Genomic DNA, 680 nt, shown 5'->3' with positions numbered 1-680 from the left:
GTTTCCTTCCATTTATTTCAGCGACAAGATCCTCTGGAAAGTTCTTTTGTTTTAACTTATCAACGAAATAGTGTCTAATCGAATAGAAGGTCAACTTTTCATTATCAAAAATAGACCTGTTAATTTCAGAGTAATGTTCAGACACTTTCCGTGAAAATTTATTTTTCTCACAGTAAATTAGACTCTCAAATAACATGTCTTTTTTATTTTTTACAAAATCCAAGAACCCCAATCTAACCATTGAGTTAGTAATAGGTAAATGCCTAATTGAGTATTCATTCTTAACACTCTGAAGGGGTAATCTATCTGTGATCAGTAGGCAATTAACTCCCTCTACCTTTACAACATCGTTTTTATGAAGTTGAGCTATTTCGTTCTGCCTCATCCCTAGCTCAATAGCAATTATTAATATCCAACCAAGATCATTAATATCACTCCAATTAGGAATGCTCACATTTATTAGTTTATTTAATTGCTCTTCTGAATAAGCTTCCCTCTGTTTGTTATCTTTAACTCCATTTTTCTTTGCTTTTAGTTTAGAAAAACAATTTCGATTCAATAAACCTAGAGAAACACACCAGTCAAAAAAAGACTTCACAGCTCCAAGGTACTTTTCCACTGTTGCTTCAGATACAACGTCTAAGCCTAAAGACTTAGACTTTTTAATTAGTTCTTCACCA

The 680-nt window shown here is 32.5% G+C and carries 1 protein-coding gene; it reads right to left on the bottom strand.

Annotation, left to right across the window (positions count from 1 at the left end):
* Positions 1-680, bottom strand: a 680-nt coding sequence (locus tag KIV40_RS27775; RefSeq protein WP_375164891.1) for a tyrosine-type recombinase/integrase, incomplete at both ends; no start/stop codon positions are given.

It is taken from the genome of Vibrio sp. D173a, from assembly GCF_030248475.1.
The sequence above is the reverse complement of the archived record's forward strand: the minus strand, read 5'-3'. Positions and strand labels throughout refer to the sequence as shown.